Consider the following 14,893-nt stretch of genomic DNA (forward strand, 5'->3'; position numbering starts at 1 on the left):
ACTATCATATTAACAGTACATCTATTAAATTGACAGAAGACTAGAAGGAATCTAATAATAAAGAGAGAGCTAAAATTAGCCAATAAAGGAGTTAAACATGAGAAAAGTTGTGAAGATCGTGATCATCATCTTAACACTTATTGTTTTAGTCGGTTATTCCATTAACGCATTGTCAAAACATCGATCGTTTGCATTGTTCGGTGACGTTGTGACACACGCTCCAACTGAAGAGAAAGTTGTAGCCCTGACGTTTGATGATGGCCCTGGCCCAAATGCTGATGAAATTTTATCCATACTAGATGAACAGGATGTAAAAGGAACTTTTTATTTAGTAGGAGAAGAAATAGAAAAGAACAAAGAGGCATCGCGTAAAATTGTGGAAGCAGGACATGAGGTCGGCAACCATTCTTATACTCATAGAAGAATGATTCTCAAATCATATTCATTTGTAGAAGAAGAAATCGAAAAAACAGATGAATTAATACGTGAGATAGGTTACGAAGGAGAAATTACCTTTCGACCACCATACGGCAGAAAACTTGTATCACTTCCACTTTATCTATCAAATCATGATCGGCCAGCAATCATGTGGAATTTAGAACCAGATTTCATGCCTGACATCTCTGATGACCCTGAGGGGATCGCCAATTATGTCGCAGAAAACATCGAACCTGGTTCTATCATCTTGTTACATGTCATGTATGAACATAGAATTCCGTCCCTTGAATCTGTTAGTAAAATCATCAGCTCACTAAAGGATCAAGGGTACGAGTTTGTGACAGTAAGTGATTTGTTGGAACAAAAACAACCTTAATTATTAGTAGAAATAGTGGCAGCCGTGGCAGCCCCGATACTCGCGAAGATGGCTACTTGCATTTCTTGAATCGTATCATTAACAGCCTTACTGTGAGCGTTGTTTTTCATAATAAAATTAATTTGTTTCTTGGCCTGTTTAAGCTCATGACTTGAAAAAACCATCTTTTCAAGGCTACATGCTTTAATGAGTCCAATGAGCACAGCCATTTTCTCATCCACCTCTTCATCTTGTAAGACGACTTTGTGAACACGCTCACGTATGGCATTTTCTTTCCCAGTGTTCTGAGATGGATAGATATCTTTAGTAAAGAAAAAGAACACTTTCTTTTCACTTTTGGTTAAAAAACCCCGTTCCACTAGCCTCTCTATGAATAAGCGGTGTTTCTTACGATACTGAATATGTCCGCCTAGTTTTTGTACCCAATATTTTAATTTTCTTGGCCGCCCATTACTCTTTTCGTGCATATATCTAATTAGTTCATCTAAAGTTGGGTCTTCAGAATGGCGGCCATCCTTCAATTCAATATTTTTACCATCAAAATTTAAACAATCCTCTAACATTAATTCAAGCAGCGCCGCCCCTGCTAAGCCGTAATAAATAGATTGGGAGGCATTGAAATTGATTTCACCTGTCTCATCATCTAGCGCAATTAATAATAACTGATCCGTTAAACGTAACATGCTGAGGTCTCCTTTAGAAAAACACGTGATATGCTTTATACGTATTCGGTGTCCTTAAGGTTTCAAGTAGTCCTCAATGTCCGAGACTTTATAGTTATTTTTGCTAAAAAGTTCATTTAAAATATAAGCATGACCAAACCCGTAAATGACACATATACGTTCATCTTTTGATTCTACTAATTCATTTATATTTTCATAGATTCGTTTATTTCGATACTCCCAATACTTCTCTACCCACAGCTTGCCAACCGGTTCATCTAACGTTCCAACATGTTTTAATAGCTTGTATAACTTCTTGTTATGCTCATTAATTTCCATGCTTAAAGCTAATAGATAATCTTTAATCGTAGAATTGGCTAGGAGCTCAGCTGACTTGCTCTCCATTATTTGTCCAATTTTCATAACCTCTTCAAATGATAGAGAGCCGTTTTCTCCAGCCCATTGTTGAGGGTCAGGTACACCTTCAACATCTTCATTCCAATCGACAGCGTAAATCTTTTTGTGACCCACCATTAGTGCCAATCTGAAACCTAGTTGATAGATTTCATTACGTCTTAACTCAAATTCTTCGTTTATATATTGTTGATACTGTTCATTTAAAAGGTGTTGAGATTCCTTTGGAGCTTCGACAACAATTTTAGTCGGTTGATAGTTAGAAATGGCACTAACGACATCTAAGATCTCGTTCTGCCTCCGGTCACTCAACACATCATCAAATTCTGTATTAAATACATCATTGTTTGGATTGCCGAAGTGCCCTGTGCCTAGGATTAAAACATCAGGTTGAGTCATTAAAATTTTCCCCTTCTCACAAAAAATGTTAATAAAATGATAACATATTAAATTACTAGCAGAACCTTACATTTATATAATTTACATAATAAAAACGCTCAAGGACTAGTGCCCTAAGCGTTTACATGGTGCGCTCCCATCTGATCTCTCATATCAAATAGCAAATGAATTAAAGAATGGTAATAAGGAAGAAACAAACCTTCATCTATTTTTAATAAAATCTCTTCTTTTGATGCCCATTTAACTGTTTGAACCTCTTCAGTCGGTATAGGAAGACTTGATAGATCAACATCAGTTTTTACAATAAATATGTCATCAAACCCGTTATCAAAATTAATCGTTAATGAAGGGCGTTTTTGACTTAAATCTATGTGGTACCTTAACTCCTCAAACACCTCACGTTCAGCCGCTTGTTGAGGATTTTCACCAGCTACCGCACTGCCCCCAACAGTTAAATCCCACATGCTAGGCCAATGCTCTCGATTGGACTGTCGCTGTTGAATAAGCATCTCACCCTTCTCATTAAACATGCAAACATGAACCACTAGGTGCAAGTCTCCCTGTTTAAAAGCGTCACCTCGAGTCATCTTTCGACCTGTATTATTTCGTTGTAGGTCATACACATCCCAGATCTCCATCGAATTCCCCCAAATATAATAATAAAAGCAAATTTACGCTTAAACCATTGAATTGTCAATATAAAAAAAGCACTAAACCGCTGTGGATTTAGTGCTCTCATCTTAATTATTAAACTGTTACTTCACTTTTTCTAACTGATTTTAATGCTCCGCTCCAGCTGTTTACCTGATCGAGTAGCATATTTACATTATCTAAATGAAGGTCTTGAGGCTTAAATGTGGTTCCATCCACAAAGTCTGTAAATAATGATAGTGTTGGATGAGCACGCACGTCAGCCACCATTAATTCACCTAAGATTCCACGTAGATGCTCCGCTGCACGGGCACCACCTGTAGAACCATAACTCACGATTCCAGCAGCCTTATTGTTCCAAGGTTCTCTCGCTAAGTCTAACGCGTTTTTCAGTGAAGCTGATAAACTATGATTATATTCTTGTACAATGAAGATAAAACCATCTAGACTATCTAATTTTTCATTCCATTTAACAATCCCTGGTGCATCCCCTTCGCCAAGTAAAGGCAACTCATAATCCTTAATGTCTACAATTTCATAGTTTGCATCGTTACGTTGGTCCGCGATACCTTTTACCCATTCACCAACTTGCGGGCTCACACGACCTTCTCTAGTACTTCCTAAAATAATACCAATATTTAAATCCTGACCCATATTATTTTCCTCCTCAGTATTGTTTTTAAATAATTTAGTTAAAAGACTCATATTATGCACCTTCCAAAAATGATATTTTTATCTAAGCATTAAATAGCTTTTGATCTAACGATAAAGTTGGTTTGTCAGCGAAAACGAAGTATAGTGACATAGCTAATAACAATAGCTCTAATTCGTAGCCTGCCATTTGTCCATCGCCTAAGAAACCAAGTGGAAATTTTGCTATAACAATGGCTCCAAGCATAATCACTGCAAGCGCACCACTAATCGTTCTCGTCGCAAAACCAAGGATTAAGGCAATTCCACCTACTAATTCAATAGTTGCAACAAGATAGGCTAATGCGCCAACCAGGCCTAGGCTGTCAAAATAACCTACTGTATTGGAAATACCTCCCTGAAACTTAACCCTAAAACCAACCTTAAAATGAGCTGGCCAATTTCTTGCTTGTTCATGTTATCTCCCCCTTAACTTACTTTATGTAACTAACTTTATATTAGTTAGTAACTTATGTCAAGTAAATAACTACAACTCCATAAAAAAACTGAGTTCGAAATTTCGAACTCAGTTTTCGGATCCAAACTTTATTTTCTCCAAAACGTCGTGTAGTCTGCCTTATCTATAATATTAAAATCAATTATTTTCTGTAGTAGAGAATAATTCACTTCATCTTTCCAAGGAATAGGGATCATATGCTTTGTGTAATCGTATCCTGCCTGCTTTATGTCTTCTTCTAAATGTTCAATGGTGACCGTTTCAGGAGCTACTGCCATGTGCTTTTTTGAGACACTAAAGGCAATAATAAACGTTCCATGATCCTGGAACATCGGTTGATTCCACTTCACAACCGGCTCTAATTTTGGATAACTCTCTTGAATCCAATCCAAAACTTTCTTCAATCTTTCACGGTGTGAAGTATCACTTATAGTTTCTAAAAAATCTTTATGAGTTTCCATTCCCCTTACCTCCTATTAATCGTTCATGCCCTTACCATCAAGTATTTTTTGTATATATTTTTCAACTCTAGCTTGTCGGGTATCAGATTTTTTGGCTTTAGAAAAATGCAATAGATAAGCTCTTTGTCGCCCAGGAGTTAATGACTCAAACGCTGTTTTTAATTCTGGCATTTCATCGAATTTGATTTGTAGCTCTTCAGGTACCGTGTATTGTGTTGTATCTTTAAAATCTACCTTTAAACCAGCTTTCTCTACTTCAATGGCCTGATGAATATAATGTTTAATCTTGTCTTCATTGTCCACAATTTCTTGAACATCCGTAAAACGAATTTGACGGGCTGATTGAGTGTTTTCCGTTTGTTGAATTAACATGTTATCTAGATCCTTTAACAAGGCACCTTTATGAAACAACAACGCACAATAATGCTTAAAGCCATGAATAAGCACAACATTGTTCCCATCGTATGTATAACAAGGATGATTCCATTTAAAGTCTTCCGTTAAGTCACAGTCCAGAACAATCTGTCTTAACTTCGTAAACTCATCTTTCCACTTCTTCTCATTCGTTAAAAATTCATCAACCTTATGTGTTGTATATGTTTCTGACATTTTGATACACCTCACATTTTTAAAAATTAAACAAACGTTTGTTTTAATTTGATTCTGATTTAATAGTCTTAATTATAACAAATAATTAAGAGGCGTTTGCGCGTGCAAACGCCTAATTTTTTTGAAGATGGTAAACCACCAACGTAGATATCGACCCCTCTTTCTAATTTATCGACCCTATTTTGGGAAATATCGACCACGAATTTTGTCGACGCGGTAAAAATCGTCTTTTTATCGACCCCTAAAACGATTTTATCGACCTTTATACTAAAAAAAGAGCAAACCCTCGTAGGACATGCTCTTCATAACTATTATATTAGCGCACAGGTTCTTTATAATTGCTTTCATAAGCATCAAGCAGTTCGCGAACTTCATCTGTCGATTCCGTGCTCATCAACTTGTTTCTAAGCTCACTCGCCCCTCGGAAGCCTTTAACGTAAATTTTAAAGAAACGGCGAAGTGGCTTAAACACTCTTGGTTCAAGTTCTTCAGAATATTTATCATGAAGATCGAGCTGTAGTCTAAGTAGATCAAGTAATTCCTCACTTGTGTGCTCTTTCTTCTCTTTTTCAAACGCAAAAGGATTATGGAAAATCCCACGCCCGATCATAACACCATCTACACCATACTTCTCAACGAGTTCAAGTCCCTTCTGACGATCTGGAATATCACCGTTGATGGTTAGTAACGTGTGAGGTGCTACTTCGTCACGAAGTTTTTTAATCTCAGGGATTAGCTCCCAGTGAGCCGGCACATTACTCATTTCCTTCTTCGTTCGAAGGTGAATGGATAAATTCACAATATCCTGTTCTAATAAATGCCTTAACCAATCGTGCCATTCATCGACTCTTGAATAACCAAGTCTGGTTTTAACACTAACAGGGAGTCCACCGGCTTTAGCTGCTTGGACAATGTCAGCTGCGACGTCTGGACGACGGATTAATCCGCACCCCTTACCTTTTGTCGCTACATTTGGTGCAGGACAGCCCATGTTAATATCTACCCCACGATAGCCCATTTCAGCCATTCCGATACTCATTTGACGGAAATATTCAGGTTTATCACCCCAAATATGAGCGACAATGGGTTGTTCGTCTTGAGTATATGTCAAACGACCACGCAAGCTATTGCGCCCTTCCGGATGACAATAACTTTCGGTATTCGTAAACTCTGTAAAAAACACGTCTGGTCTAGCCGCTTCAGTGATTACATGACGAAACACCACGTCCGTCACAGCTTCCATAGGCGCTAGCACAAAAAACGGCTTCGGCAGCTCATGCCAAAAATTTTCCTTCATCATATTTCGAACCCTTTCCTTACAAATCTATATCAATTATATTTGTATAATCTTTAGCCATTATATAATGTAATAGCAATCAGCAAAAAGTGCAAGGAAATTTAATTAGAAAAATATTCTTTTCACTTTAGTTCTAATAACGCCACATTCTCAATATGACTCGTCTGTGGAAACATATCTACAGGCTGCATTCGTTTTACGTCATAACCTTTTTTCGTTAAATACTTTAAGTCACGTACTTGTGTCTCTGGATTACAGGAGATGTACACGACTCGAGACGGTTTTAGTTTTACTAAACTAGATAAAAAAGCTTCATCACTTCCGCTTCGAGGTGGATCTAAAAAGACAACATCTACTTTCTCGCCTTTTGCTGCTAGTTGCGTCATGTACTCTCCAGCATCAGCTTGGTAAAACCGTGCATTCTGTATGTTGTTACGCTTAGAGTTTCGAATCGCATCTCGAACCGCACCTTTGTTTAATTCAATTCCGATCACTTTTCCTGCTTGTTTACTTGCGACAAGTCCAATAGTTCCAATTCCGCAGTAAGCATCCACCACTTTTTCTTTACCAGTAAGCCCTGCCATCTGAATAGCTTCGTTATAAAGCTTTTCGGTTTGTACAGGGTTAATCTGATAAAAAGATTTAGCTGAGATTTCGAAATCTAATTCACATAACGTGTCAGTAATCGTCCCTTTTCCGAATAATACTTTTTCTTGATCACCTAAAACCATGCTGTCGCTTCTTTGGTTAATGTTCAGTAAAATAGTCGAGATGTCAGGATGCTCTTTTCGTAAAGCTTTCACGAAGTTCTTCTTTCCTTTGAATATTGGAGAAGCAACGACAATCACAACCATAATTTCCCCACTCTTCTTACCGACTTTGACCATAACGTGTCGTAAAAAGCCTTGCCCTATATCTTCGTTATAAGGTTGTAGCTTAAACGACTTCGCTAAATCCGTGACGGTCTGGATAATTTCATCTGCCTTCGGGTCATGAATAATGGAGCCTTTCATTGGAATGATTCGATGCGAATTGGGAGCATAACGTCCACTAATAATCTGACGCTTTTTGTTCAGACCAAACGTCATGACATTTTTGTTTCGGTAATCATAAGGATGGTCCATCGTTATAATCGGTTCTGGCTTACCGTAAGGCTTCATCAGATCATCTACGACCTTTTGCTTGAAACGAGTTTGCGCTTCATAGGTCATGTGCTGAATCTGACAACCACCGCATTCATCATCAAACTTTTTAGGTGGTCTCGCCCGATCTTCTGAGGAATGAATCAGACGCTTAACTTCAGCATTGAAATAGCGTCCTTTTTTATAAATCGCTACTTCAGCCTTTTCACCCGGAAGTAGTTGTTCAACCTCAAGCTGCTTCCCATCCCAGTGAATAATGCCTTTCCCTTCATTCGTAAGCCCCTGACAAGTGACTTCAACCGTAGTACTTTTCTTTCCTCGGCTTTGGTTACTTGCACCAGGCTGTCTGCTTTGTTTTTTAACTTGTTGATTGGGTTTATTATGCGGTCGTTTTCTAGACCGATTGTTATGACGTTTTGACATTTAGATCTACCAACTTTTCTTCTATGTTTGACACTCTATTATAAGCTACCCAAAGCATTGAGTAAAATATACGTTAACAAAAATAGAGAGACCCTTAATGTAGGTCCCCCTGAATGATTAATTTTCCTGTACAACCATAAAAAACTCTTGTAAAAATTCACCCTTTAAACCCGCATTCGACCGTTCGCTTATTAAAAAAGTCTTGAATCAAATCGGTGTTTTTATCAATTTCTTTCCTCACACATGTTACAAAACTTTATTAATACCATAATAAACTCTTGTAGAAAAACAAGGGAAACCCCTGATATAAAAGGATTTCCCATTTTTCTTCACACGCTCTTACAAAACTTTTTTCTCATTATTTCGTGTGTTTTTACAACACTTTATTCTTCTTACAAGACTTTATTATGGGGCTACATTTCCAACACCAACTCCGTCACGCTCTCAATGTGATTGCTCTGAGGAAACATGTCGACTGGTTGGATCTGTTTCGCGCTATATCCACCTTCAGCAAGTATTTTAATATCGCGAGCTAATGTTGAAGGATTACATGAAACATAAACAATTCTTTTTGGTTTCATATCGATCATGGCTTTAAGTAATTCTTCATCACAGCCTTTACGAGGTGGATCCACGACGATGACGTCTGGTCCTAGTCCTTGCGCTTTCCACCAAGGCATTACTTTCTCTGCTTCACCAACAAAAAACTCTGCATTATCAATATGGTTTCGTTTCGCATTATCCTTCGCGTCGTCAACTGCTTGTGGTACGACTTCGACGCCATAAACTTTCTTCGCATGCTGGGCTAAGAAAAGTGATATGCTTCCAATCCCGCAATAAGCATCAATGACCGTTTCATTACCGGTTAAATTCGCAAACTTTAATGCTTGGTCATAGAGGCGCTCGGTTTGTTCAGGATTCACCTGAAAGAATGAATGAGCTGAAATTGCAAACTCTAAGTCACCTATTCGATCGATGATGACATCTTCTCCCCATAACGTTTTAGACTCGCGACCCATGATGACGTTCGTCTGCTTTGGGTTATAGTTGTGGATGATTCCTTTGATATTAGAGTCCAATGCTTTTATTTTATCAACAAGCTTGTCTTGATGAGGAATTTTCTTCGTTTTTGTTACAAGCACTACCATTATCTCGCCTGTATGGTAGCCGGAACGGACGACGATATGACGAATCACACCACGGTGCGTTTCTTCATCATACGGCTCGATACCAAGTTCTTCTATAATACCGCTCATTTCACGGACGATATGATCATTCGCCTCGTTTTGAACTGGGCAAGTATCCATATCTATTATACGGTGACTGCGTTTTTGATAAAATCCTGTTAACACCTTCCCATCTCGTTCGCCAACAGGAATTTGGACTTTATTACGATAACTCCATGGTTCGTCCATCCCAATGACAGGGTGCACAGGTACATCCGACATATGCGCAATTTTGTGCATTACATCTTGCACTTGTTTTTGCTTCATCTTAAGCTGGCGTTCGTAAGTCATATGTTGAATCTGGCAACCGCCACATTGGTAAAACACTTCACAAGGTGGCTCGATTCTGTCTTCGCTTGGTTCAATTAATTCAATTAGCTTGCCAAAAGCTATATTTTTCTTTACTTTTACGATTTTTACTTTAGCTTTCTCACCCGGCAATCCGTACGGGACAAACACTGGATAACCGTCGATTTTCCCGACGCCATTCCCTTCATGGGTCAGGTCGACAAATTCTAAATCTATGTATTCATTTTTCTTAACTGGAGCAGCTTTTTTCGCCATTTAGATCCGTCCTTCTATCTTTATTACTTAAACATTATACGTTAAGACAGGAATTGATTTAAAGTAAGAGCCGCTACATACCGTTAAAATAATTGACAATCACTTAGTCTTGATTATAATTATAAGTAAATAGTATGATTTTGTATGTGTCACTTTTATGTGGCATATACTTAAATAAGGTGAGATGCTCCAACATCCCACCTCACGCAGTCCTTTAGCAAGATAAGGCTGTTTTACTCTAATAGTTGTTTTTTTCTTCACTACCTTGCTTCCCCTTTAAGCAAGGTAGTTTATTTTTGTCCGAAGTACTGATCCAAATAAATGGAAGGACAAAAATTTGAGCATCTAATATTCACGAACATATATTCGGTTTTAGTAATAAAAAAGCAATTCATTAGGGCCACTATCTCCCCCAAAATGAATTGCTCTTTTTTTATTCTATCTCTTCTTTTGGTAAGAAAAATTCAATATGTTTGTGTAAAACTTCGAATGTTCCTGGTAAGTTGCCACCATACTCACCATCTAAATTAAGCTGCATCGTTTCAGCTGCTGGTGTGACTTTGATTCGATTCGCGTGTGCATAGATGACGTGATCATCATCAATATGCTGACCTCGTAACGCTTTATTGGCAAGTAACACAAACTCAGCGAGATTAATTTTCCTTAAAATCATAAGGTCAAAGTACCCATCATCCATCGTTGCATGTGGCGCCAACTTCTCAAATCCTCCAACTGAATTCGAGTTTGAGACTAAGAACAACATAATTTCGTCTTCGAATACTTGATCGTCGTATTCAATACGAACTTTGGTTGGCCTTAATGATGGAAGCATTTCAATTCCTTTTAAGTAATAAGCCAGCTGGCCAAGTACTGTCTTAAGCTTACTTGGAACTTCATACGTTAGTTCTGTCAACTTACCGCCACCTGCGATGTTCATAAAGTGGTGGTCATTAACACGGCCGATATCTAATTGTTTCGTGTGGCCTTCAACAATGATTTTTAACGCACGTCTAAAATCACGTGGAACGCGAATTGCTCTTGCGAAATCATTTGTAGTCCCCATTGGTAAAATCCCTAGCTTCGGTCGGTGCTCTGCTCTTGCCATGCCGTCCACGACTTCGTTCACGGTACCGTCCCCACCTGCTGCTACGATTAAATCAAATTCTCGTTCACAGGCAAGTTTTGCAGCATCTCTAGCGCACCCGTCCCCTGTTGTTGCGTGAGCGGACGTTTCAAATCCGGCAATTTCTAATGTTTCAAGAACTTCTGGCAATGCTTTTCGCATTGCTTCTCGACCTGAAGTTGGGTTGTAAATGATTCGAGCTCGTTTCATACTCTCACCTTCTGTCACAATTGCTTATCTCTCTCAAGCATACTCCTATTTTATAAATAATGGAAGTACTTTTTACTGCCATTCTAAAATCTCAATCCGATTTCCAAATGGGTCTGCGACGTAGATTCGGTCTGCACCTGGCAGCTTATCATCTTGTTTATAAGCAATGCCTTGTTGGTCGAGATGACCCATGAGCCCCTTTAGTCCGTTTATTTCTAATGCTGGGTGTGCTTTCTTAGCTGGGTTAAACGGTTCTTCAACACCGATGTGAATTTGAATGTCACCACGTTCAAACCAAACTCCACCGTTTTTCTTCAGTGCTTCTGGCTTCTCAACTTCTTCAAAACCTAACGCATCAATAAAAAACTTTCTAGCTTCGTCTTCTGAACCTCGTGGTGCCGCTAATTGTACATGATCGATTTGCTTGAATGTAAAACTCATTCCCCAGCATCCCCTCTCAAATTTGAATTAACGTTTATCCAATTCTTCTACTAAAATCTTATTAACCATTGGCGGGTTGGCTTGCCCTTTAGTTTTCTTCATCACTTGACCAACTAAGAATTTAATGGCTCTGTCTTTACCATTTTTGTAGTCTGTAATCGACTGTTCGTTTTCATCTAAGACGCCAGTGATAATGTCGCGTAACTGACCTTCATCTGAGATTTGAACGAGACCTTTTTCCTTAACGATTTTCTCAGGATCTCCGCCATTTTTAAGAAGCTCTGTAATGACTTTTTTCGCAAGCTTAGATGATAGAGTACCTTTTTCAATTAGGTCGATCATTTTAGCTAGACTTTCAGGTGTTAATGGTAAGTCATTAAGTTCAACTTGTTGCTTATTCATGTAACCTGAAATGTCACCCATTAGCCAGTTGGTCGTCTGTTTCGGATCTGCTCCTTGATCAATTGTTGCTTCAAAGAAATCGGACATTTCTTTTGTATTTGTTAAAACTTGAGCATCATAATCATCAAGTCCTAATTCATTAACGTAACGATTACGTCGAGAGTCTGGAAGCTCTGGGATAGACTGACGAACGCGTTCTTTCCACTCTTCATCAATATAAAGAGGGACTAAGTCAGGTTCTGGGAAGTAACGGTAATCATCCGAACCTTCCTTAACACGCATCAAGATTGTCTCTTTTGTTTTCTCATCATAACGTCTAGTTTCTTGTAAAATTTCGCCGCCTTGGCGTAGAACTTTTTCTTGACGTTTTTCTTCAAACTCAAGTCCTTGACGTACGAAGTTAAATGAGTTTAAGTTCTTAAGCTCCGTTTTTGTACCAAACTGTTCTTGTCCAATTGGACGAAGTGAAATGTTCGCGTCACAACGAAGTGACCCTTCCTGCATTTTCACATCTGATACACCTGTGAACTGTATGATATTGCGTAATTTTTCTAAATAAGCATATGCTTCTTCAGGTGTGCGCATATCCGGTTCAGAAACGATTTCGATTAGCGGTGTACCTTGACGGTTGTAGTCTACTAGTGAATAACCATCGTCACCGTGTGTTAATTTACCTGCATCTTCTTCTAAATGAAGTCGAGTAATACCGATTCGTTTCTTCTCACCGTTAACTTCAATTTCAATCCAGCCGTTTTCACCGATTGGCTTATCAAACTGCGAAATTTGATAAGCTTTCGGGTTGTCTGGGTAGAAATAGTTTTTACGGTCAAACTTTGTATCTGTTGCGATTTCACAGTTAAGCGCCATCGCTGCACGCATTGCGTAATTAACCGCTTCTTCATTTAAGACTGGTAAAACTCCAGGGTACCCTAAGTCGATTGGGTTTACGTTAGAGTTCGGTTCATCACCGAAAGCGTTCGAGCTTGGGCTGAAGATTTTTGATTTCGTTTTTAATTCTACGTGTACTTCTAAACCGATTACTGATTCAAAATTCATTACTTGGCACCTCCAAGCTGTGGCTTTTCTTTATAGTATCCTGCTGCTTGTTCATACGCATGAGCCACTCGATAAACTGTGCTTTCATCGAAGTGCTTACCGATAATTTGTAGACCAATCGGCATGTTGTTATCTGGGTGGAATCCACATGGAACTGTGATTCCTGGGACACCCGCTAAATTAACGGGAATCGTCATAATATCGTTTGCATACATCGTTAATGGATCATCAATTTTCTCGCCAACCTTAAAGGCTGTTGTTGGCGCAGTTGGTCCAATCACGACATCGTATTTTTCAAAAATTTGATCGAAGTCCTGCTTGATTAATGTACGTACTTGCTGAGCTTTTTTGTAATAAGCATCGTAATAACCAGAACTTAAAGCGAACGTTCCAAGCATGATACGACGTTTTACTTCATCGCCAAAGCCTTCGCTACGTGACATCTTGAACATGTCCATCATGTCTTTAGCGTTTTCTGAACGCTTACCATAGCGGACGCCATCAAAACGAGCCAGGTTTGCTGATGCTTCAGATGAGGCAATCATGTAATACGTCGCAACAGCGTATTTTGAATGAGGAAGCGATACTTCTTCCCATTCAGCACCCAACTCTTCTAATTGAGCAAGTGCTTTACGAACGCTGTCTTTAACTTTTTCATCGACACCTTCGCGGAAATATTCTTTTGGCACCGCAATCTTAAGGCCTTTTACATCACCTGTTAAGGCATCGCTATATTTAGGAACATCAACATTGGCACTTGTTGAGTCCATTTGATCTTGACCCGCGATGACTTCTAAAATGCGCGCGTTGTCTTCAACCGTTCTTGTGATTGGTCCAATTTGATCAAGTGACGACGCAAAGGCCACTAAACCGAAACGTGACACACGTCCATATGTAGGCTTCATTCCAACAACACCACAGTAAGATGCTGGCTGACGAACCGAACCACCTGTATCAGACCCTAATGAGAATGGCACTTGGCCTGCTGCAACTGCAGCTGCCGAACCACCACTTGAACCACCTGGGACATAATCTGTATTCCATGGGTTACGCGTCTTTTTCATGCTCGAGTTTTCAGTTGATGACCCCATCGCGAATTCATCCATGTTTAATTTTCCAATATTAACAGACTTAGCGTCATTAAGTTTCTTGACCACTGTCGCGTCATATAGTGGGTCATCTAGGTTGGATAAAATTTGACTCGCACAAGTCGTACGCAGTCCTTTTGTAACGATGTTATCTTTAATTCCAATCGGCATTCCGAATAACGGGAACGAATCAGCATCAACACCCGCTTCATCTAATGCCTTTGCACGATTTAGCGCCTCTTCTTCATTTAGAGTTAAAAACGCTTGAACGTCATCGTCCGTTTTACGAATTTGTTCGTAAGACTCTTTAACTAAATCCGTAACGGTGATTTCTTTATTAGCTAACTTTTCTTGTAGTTCTTTAATTGTGTAATCGAATAACGACATCTGACCTTAACCTCCTTAATCTAGGATCGATGGCACGCGGAACTGACCATCCTGTTGATCCGGAGCATTCTTAAGAGCATCTTCTTTTGAAATCCACTCTTTCGGCTCATCTTTACGTAAAACATTTTTCATATCTAAGACATGCGTCGTTGGCTCAACACCCTTTGTGTCGAGTTCATTTAACTGTTCACTGAAATCAATGATCGCACTAAGCTGCTCACTGTACTTTTCAGCCTCTTCTTCGTTAATTGCCAGTCTCGCAAGGTTAGCTACGTGCTTGACCTGGTCTTTAGAGATTTTTGACAATGTTCTGCACCTCCGTACAAATTAACTCACTATAAAATAAACTCGTCGATTGACAAGCCTTTAGGCGAAGT

General features: G+C 39.0%; 16 protein-coding genes and 1 pseudogene. 1 reads left to right on the top strand and 16 read right to left on the bottom strand.

The annotated features are described in order from the left end of the window. Positions 1-97: 97 nt before the first annotated feature. Entirely contained in the window at positions 98-814 is a 717-nt protein-coding gene (locus ACTWQB_RS04530) for a polysaccharide deacetylase family protein (protein WP_443137991.1), read from the top strand. Here ACTWQB_RS04530 and ACTWQB_RS04535 read toward each other — a convergent pair. The 16 genes and pseudogenes from ACTWQB_RS04535 to gatC all read right to left on the bottom strand — a co-directional run bounded on the left by ACTWQB_RS04535 (position 811) and on the right by gatC (position 14,822). After that, the gene (locus ACTWQB_RS04535) at positions 811-1,497 is read right to left on the bottom strand and encodes a GOLPH3/VPS74 family protein (protein ID WP_443137992.1); all 687 of its coding nucleotides are present in this window, start codon (positions 1,495-1,497) and stop codon (positions 811-813) included. The genes ACTWQB_RS04530 and ACTWQB_RS04535 overlap by 4 nt on opposite strands. 54 nt (positions 1,498-1,551) lie before the next feature. Continuing rightward, positions 1,552-2,289 carry a DUF5694 domain-containing protein gene (locus ACTWQB_RS04540; protein ID WP_443137993.1) on the bottom strand — a complete coding sequence of 246 codons (738 nt, stop codon included), beginning with the start codon at positions 2,287-2,289 and terminating at the stop codon, positions 1,552-1,554. Between the two features lie 113 nt (positions 2,290-2,402). Then, a complete protein-coding gene (locus ACTWQB_RS04545; RefSeq protein WP_443137994.1) occupies positions 2,403-2,927 on the bottom strand; it encodes an NUDIX hydrolase in 525 nt (174 codons plus the stop codon). Between the two features lie 109 nt (positions 2,928-3,036). Continuing rightward, positions 3,037-3,645 (bottom strand): NADPH-dependent FMN reductase, encoded by a 609-nt coding sequence (locus ACTWQB_RS04550; RefSeq protein ID WP_443137995.1) that lies wholly within the window; start codon positions 3,643-3,645, stop codon positions 3,037-3,039. Positions 3,646-3,676: 31 nt separating this feature from the next. Continuing rightward, complete coding sequence (locus ACTWQB_RS04555; RefSeq protein ID WP_443137996.1) at positions 3,677-3,844, bottom strand: hypothetical protein; 168 nt, start codon at positions 3,842-3,844, stop codon at positions 3,677-3,679. Between the two features lie 30 nt (positions 3,845-3,874). Further along, positions 3,875-3,982, bottom strand: a pseudogene (locus ACTWQB_RS04560) (DoxX family membrane protein); the annotation flags it as partial. 194 nt (positions 3,983-4,176) lie between these two features. Beyond that, positions 4,177-4,548, bottom strand: a complete 372-nt coding sequence (locus tag ACTWQB_RS04565) for an iron chaperone (RefSeq protein ID WP_443137997.1) — start codon at positions 4,546-4,548, stop codon at positions 4,177-4,179. Positions 4,549-4,563: 15 nt separating this feature from the next. Next, a complete protein-coding gene (locus tag ACTWQB_RS04570) occupies positions 4,564-5,157 on the bottom strand; it encodes a YdeI/OmpD-associated family protein (protein WP_443137998.1) in 594 nt (197 codons plus the stop codon). 316 nt (positions 5,158-5,473) lie between these two features. After that, positions 5,474-6,454 carry a tRNA dihydrouridine synthase gene (locus ACTWQB_RS04575; RefSeq protein WP_443138031.1) on the bottom strand — a complete coding sequence of 327 codons (981 nt, stop codon included), beginning with the start codon at positions 6,452-6,454 and terminating at the stop codon, positions 5,474-5,476. A 122-nt stretch (positions 6,455-6,576) separates the two neighbouring features. Then, on the bottom strand, positions 6,577-8,019 hold the full coding sequence (gene rlmD / locus ACTWQB_RS04580; RefSeq protein WP_443137999.1) for a 23S rRNA (uracil(1939)-C(5))-methyltransferase RlmD: 1,443 nt from the start codon (positions 8,017-8,019) through the stop codon (positions 6,577-6,579). Between the two features lie 413 nt (positions 8,020-8,432). Continuing rightward, entirely contained in the window at positions 8,433-9,809 is a 1,377-nt protein-coding gene (rlmD, locus tag ACTWQB_RS04585) for a 23S rRNA (uracil(1939)-C(5))-methyltransferase RlmD (RefSeq protein WP_443138000.1), read from the bottom strand. Between the two features lie 433 nt (positions 9,810-10,242). Beyond that, positions 10,243-11,142, bottom strand: coding sequence for a diacylglycerol kinase (locus tag ACTWQB_RS04590; RefSeq protein ID WP_443138001.1), 900 nt, complete (start codon positions 11,140-11,142; stop codon positions 10,243-10,245). A gap of 72 nt (positions 11,143-11,214) precedes the next feature. Continuing rightward, positions 11,215-11,583 carry a VOC family protein gene (locus tag ACTWQB_RS04595; RefSeq protein ID WP_443138002.1) on the bottom strand — a complete coding sequence of 123 codons (369 nt, stop codon included), beginning with the start codon at positions 11,581-11,583 and terminating at the stop codon, positions 11,215-11,217. 27 nt (positions 11,584-11,610) lie between these two features. Further along, complete coding sequence (gene gatB / locus ACTWQB_RS04600; protein WP_443138003.1) at positions 11,611-13,041, bottom strand: Asp-tRNA(Asn)/Glu-tRNA(Gln) amidotransferase subunit GatB; 1,431 nt, start codon at positions 13,039-13,041, stop codon at positions 11,611-11,613. Next, entirely contained in the window at positions 13,041-14,516 is a 1,476-nt protein-coding gene (gene gatA / locus ACTWQB_RS04605) for an Asp-tRNA(Asn)/Glu-tRNA(Gln) amidotransferase subunit GatA (protein WP_443138004.1), read from the bottom strand. Before gatA ends, gatB begins: the two co-directional genes overlap by 1 nt. Positions 14,517-14,531: 15 nt before the next feature. Beyond that, positions 14,532-14,822 (bottom strand): Asp-tRNA(Asn)/Glu-tRNA(Gln) amidotransferase subunit GatC, encoded by a 291-nt coding sequence (gatC, locus tag ACTWQB_RS04610; RefSeq protein WP_443138005.1) that lies wholly within the window; start codon positions 14,820-14,822, stop codon positions 14,532-14,534. Positions 14,823-14,893: the final 71 nt, after the last annotated feature.

Source organism: Piscibacillus sp. B03, from assembly GCF_052246295.1.
GTDB lineage: Bacteria > Bacillota > Bacilli > Bacillales > Alkalibacillaceae > Piscibacillus.

Bases quoted from the DNA above. Each gene is read 5' to 3' on its own strand.
- gatB (WP_443138003.1), bottom strand. From the start codon at position 13,041: ATGAATTTTGAATCAGTAATCGGTTTAGAAGTACACGTAGAATTAAAA.
- ACTWQB_RS04565 (WP_443137997.1), bottom strand. From the start codon at position 4,548: ATGGAAACTCATAAAGATTTTTTAGAAACTATAAGTGATACTTCACAC.
- ACTWQB_RS04535 (WP_443137992.1), bottom strand. From the start codon at position 1,497: ATGTTACGTTTAACGGATCAGTTATTATTAATTGCGCTAGATGATGAG.
- ACTWQB_RS04545 (WP_443137994.1), bottom strand. From the start codon at position 2,927: ATGGAGATCTGGGATGTGTATGACCTACAACGAAATAATACAGGTCGA.
- ACTWQB_RS04550 (WP_443137995.1), bottom strand. From the start codon at position 3,645: ATGAGTCTTTTAACTAAATTATTTAAAAACAATACTGAGGAGGAAAAT.
- ACTWQB_RS04595 (WP_443138002.1), bottom strand. From the start codon at position 11,583: ATGAGTTTTACATTCAAGCAAATCGATCATGTACAATTAGCGGCACCA.
- ACTWQB_RS04575 (WP_443138031.1), bottom strand. From the start codon at position 6,454: ATGAAGGAAAATTTTTGGCATGAGCTGCCGAAGCCGTTTTTTGTGCTA.
- ACTWQB_RS04590 (WP_443138001.1), bottom strand. From the start codon at position 11,142: ATGAAACGAGCTCGAATCATTTACAACCCAACTTCAGGTCGAGAAGCA.
- rlmD (WP_443138000.1), bottom strand. From the start codon at position 9,809: ATGGCGAAAAAAGCTGCTCCAGTTAAGAAAAATGAATACATAGATTTA.
- rlmD (WP_443137999.1), bottom strand. From the start codon at position 8,019: ATGTCAAAACGTCATAACAATCGGTCTAGAAAACGACCGCATAATAAA.
- ACTWQB_RS04540 (WP_443137993.1), bottom strand. From the start codon at position 2,289: ATGACTCAACCTGATGTTTTAATCCTAGGCACAGGGCACTTCGGCAAT.
- ACTWQB_RS04530 (WP_443137991.1), top strand. From the start codon at position 98: ATGAGAAAAGTTGTGAAGATCGTGATCATCATCTTAACACTTATTGTT.
- ACTWQB_RS04570 (WP_443137998.1), bottom strand. From the start codon at position 5,157: ATGTCAGAAACATATACAACACATAAGGTTGATGAATTTTTAACGAAT.
- gatA (WP_443138004.1), bottom strand. From the start codon at position 14,516: ATGTCGTTATTCGATTACACAATTAAAGAACTACAAGAAAAGTTAGCT.